The organism is Pseudomonadota bacterium (genome assembly GCA_039028935.1).
GTDB lineage: Bacteria > Pseudomonadota > Gammaproteobacteria > Steroidobacterales > SZUA-146 > SZUA-146.
Genome location: JBCCHD010000081.1, coordinates 1 through 3,261 on the forward strand (window position 1 = coordinate 1; position 3,261 = coordinate 3,261).

Annotated in this window: 4 protein-coding genes; all 4 read left to right on the forward strand. The window is 60.9% G+C overall.

Annotated features, from left to right (window positions below; all coding sequences use genetic code 11):
• A partial coding sequence (locus tag AAF465_17375; protein ID MEM7084494.1) for an FAD-binding domain-containing protein occupies nucleotides 1–777 on the forward strand: 777 nt, incomplete at its 5' end.
• Between the two features lie 297 nt (nucleotides 778–1,074).
• On the forward strand, nucleotides 1,075–1,950 hold the full coding sequence (locus AAF465_17380) for a glutamine amidotransferase family protein (GenBank protein MEM7084495.1): 876 nt from the start codon (nucleotides 1,075–1,077) through the stop codon (nucleotides 1,948–1,950).
• A gap of 4 nt (nucleotides 1,951–1,954) precedes the next feature.
• Nucleotides 1,955–2,635, forward strand: a complete 681-nt coding sequence (locus tag AAF465_17385) for a protein GlxC (protein ID MEM7084496.1) — start codon at nucleotides 1,955–1,957, stop codon at nucleotides 2,633–2,635.
• 383 nt (nucleotides 2,636–3,018) lie between these two features.
• Nucleotides 3,019–3,261 (forward strand): hypothetical protein (locus tag AAF465_17390; protein MEM7084497.1); only part of this gene is annotated, 243 nt, incomplete at its 3' end.

Consider the following 3,261-nt stretch of genomic DNA (forward strand, 5'->3'; position numbering starts at 1 on the left):
CTGCGCCAGGTGCGCGCGGGCGCGCGCGGTGAGGCATCCCGTTGGCGCGGCTCCATCAAGGCGTTTGGCGAACGCCTGCGTTGGCACTGTCACTTTATTCAAAAGCTGGAAGACGAGCCGGACATCGAGTTCCAGAACATGAGCCGCGCTTACGATGGCCTGCGGGAAGACGCGTTCGATCCGGTGCGATTCGACGCGTGGGCTGCAGGCCGCACAGGGTATCCAATGGTGGACGCATGCATGCGGGCGCTGCACGAGAGCGGCTGGATCAATTTCCGCATGCGGGCAATGTTGGTCAGCTTCGCGAGCTATCACCTCTGGCTGCACTGGCGGCCTACGGCGCTACATCTCGCGCGGCTGTTCCTGGACTATGAGCCGGGCATTCATTTCTCGCAGGTGCAGATGCAGTCCGGTGTTACCGGCATCAACACCTTTCGAATTTATTCGCCGATCAAACAGGCAGCGGAACAAGATCCCCAGGGCGTCTTCATTCGCAAGTACTGCCCGGAGCTGGCCCACGTGCCCGCTGCATATCTGGCGGAGCCACACCGCATGCCACATTCGGTTCAGCTCCGCAGCGGCTGCGTGATCGGGCAGGACTATCCACCTCCCATCGTCGACCACATCACGGCGTACCGATCTGCGCGTTCAAAGATGTACGCCATCAAGGGCACAAGTGAAGCCCGGGAGGAAGCGCAGCGTGTCTTTGTCAAACACGGTAGCCGGCGGGGCCCGAGGGGCTCACCGGGCAGGTCGAGGTCGGCCAGTTCCCGCTGAGGCCGTTCCTGCGCCGGCCCTCGGTCAATTTGCCCGGCATGTAGCAGCCCCGTTGGCCCGGTCGCCAGGACATGTGCGACGTGACCGGTCAGGTCAACATCTGACGTGCCGGACGGCGGTGTTGGCATAAGACATTGGCGCTCTGGGCTGCTCCGCGTCAAAAAAGGATGAGTTCAATTGTCGCGCTATTGAAAATCGCGCAAAGTACCGTCCCTGAACGGCCGCAGGCGCTTCTTGCCGCGACGCGTGCAACGCCTCAAGACGAGCTGATGTGGCCGCCGAACAAGGAGAACAAACATGTGCGGCATCGTCGGCTTGTTCCTGAAAGACCGCGCGCTCGAAGCCGATCTCGGTCGGCTCCTGACCGACATGCTGGTCTCGATGTCTGACCGGGGACCGGACAGCGCCGGGATCGCGGTTTACCGGGGCCACGAAGACGGTCAGGTCAAACTGACGGTCCAGGCGCCCGACCCGGACACACAGTTTGAATCGTTGGGAGAAGTGCTGGGCGCCGAGGTCACGCGCATCGATACGCACGCCATCGTGACCTGCGCACCGGAAGACGCCGACGCGGTCCGCGCAAAGATCCGCGCGATCGACGGATTGCGCCTGATGTCCGCCGGCGACGCCATCGAGATCTACAAGGAGGTGGGGCTCCCGAAGACCGTCGCTGAGCGGTTCAACCTGCCGACGCTACGCGGGACGCACGGTATCGGTCACACGCGGATGGCCACGGAGAGCGCCGTGACGACGCTCGGGGCGCATCCTTTCTCGACCGGTTCGGATCAGTGCCTCGTCCACAACGGCTCGCTGTCGAACCACAACTCGCTCCGCCGTCAGCTCGGACGCCGCGGAGTGGAGGTCGAAACCGAGAACGACACCGAAGTCGCAGCGGCCTACCTCACTTGGAAAATGCGCGAAGGCGCGAACCTACGAGAAGCATTGGAAGCCGGTATCGACGATCTGGACGGTTTCTACACTTTCGTGGTGGGAACGCGCGACGGCTTCGGCGTCGTGCGCGATCCGATCGCATGCAAACCGGCGGTAATGGCCGAAACGGATCAATATGTGGCCTTCGGCTCCGAGTATCGCGCGCTGGTGGGATTACCGGACATCGATGCCGCGCGAGTCTGGGAACCGGAACCGGCCACCGTGTATTTCTGGGAACACTGAATCGATGCAAACACTCGACGTCTCGGCGCAGGGATTGCGTGAAGTCAACGCGACGCTGCAAGCCGAACCGGGCGGCTCGAATCAGGCTTTCGAAATCGTCAACCCGCTCGGCAGCCATGCCATTGCGGTTGGCCTGGACGCGCCGATTGAGGTCACCGTCAAAGGGTCCACGGGCTACTACTGCGCCGGCATGAATCAGCAGGCGACCGTTAACGTGCAGGGTTCTGTAGGGCCGGGTGCCGCCGAGAATATGATGTCCGGCAAGGTCGTTGTTGACGGAGACGCCAGCCAGTACGCGGGCGCCACCGCGCATGGCGGTTTGCTCGTGATCAAAGGGAACGCGTCGAGCCGCTGCGGCATATCGATGAAAGGCATCGACATCGTCGTGCACGGCAACATCGGACATATGAGCGCGTTCATGGCGCAGGCCGGTAATCTCGTCGTGCTGGGCGATGCCGGAGACGCGCTGGGCGACAGTTTGTACGAAGCGCAGATTTTCGTGCGCGGCGAGGTCAAGTCGTTAGGCGCGGATTGCGTTGAAAAGGACCTGCGTGCGGAGCATCTGGAAACCCTGACGCGCCTGCTTGCCGCAGCCGATGCAGACGCCGACCCTTCGGAATTTCGTCGTTACGGATCGGCTCGCAAGCTCTACAACTTCGATATCGATAATGCTGGAGCTTACTGACAGCCAAAGATGCGGCTGTCGCACGCTGCTGTGACCGGGCGGCAGACACCTTCTCTGTGCGAAATACCACAATCAATGCCCATTTCGCGCTCCTGAACTCAAAAAGGCGCGCGGAGGGTGTGAAAAACGTCACATACGACCTGTCTGTGGTACGCCTAGAGTCATACCCGTACTCACTTGTGGGTACGTGAGCGCCGCCGTATACCGATGACCCGCAATCCACAGCGGAGTGTGAACCGGGTCCACCGTAGGCGGCATAACCGGTCTCAACGTTGAGCGAGGTGCATTCACCTAGAGTTTCCGGTTTATCAGCGGGCAAAAGGATTGCCCTTCGTTCAAGGCACGTTGAGCCAATCATGAGTAAGTGCATAAGGGAGCACTCAATGAAACATCCATTCATTCGTACGTGTGGAGCTGCATCGCTCGCACTGCTGGTCATGAGCGCAACGGAAGCGCGAATTTCTGACGACCAGCGTCGTTATTCCTACGAACTCTTCAATGACGTAGAACTGGGTCGGGGCTGGGATTCCGCCAAGGGGCGGCTCGCCACCGACATCTGCATCGAGTTTGGTGAAGAGAAGATCCCCTACAACAAGTACGAAGGCAGCATGCGTCTGGTAGCTGAC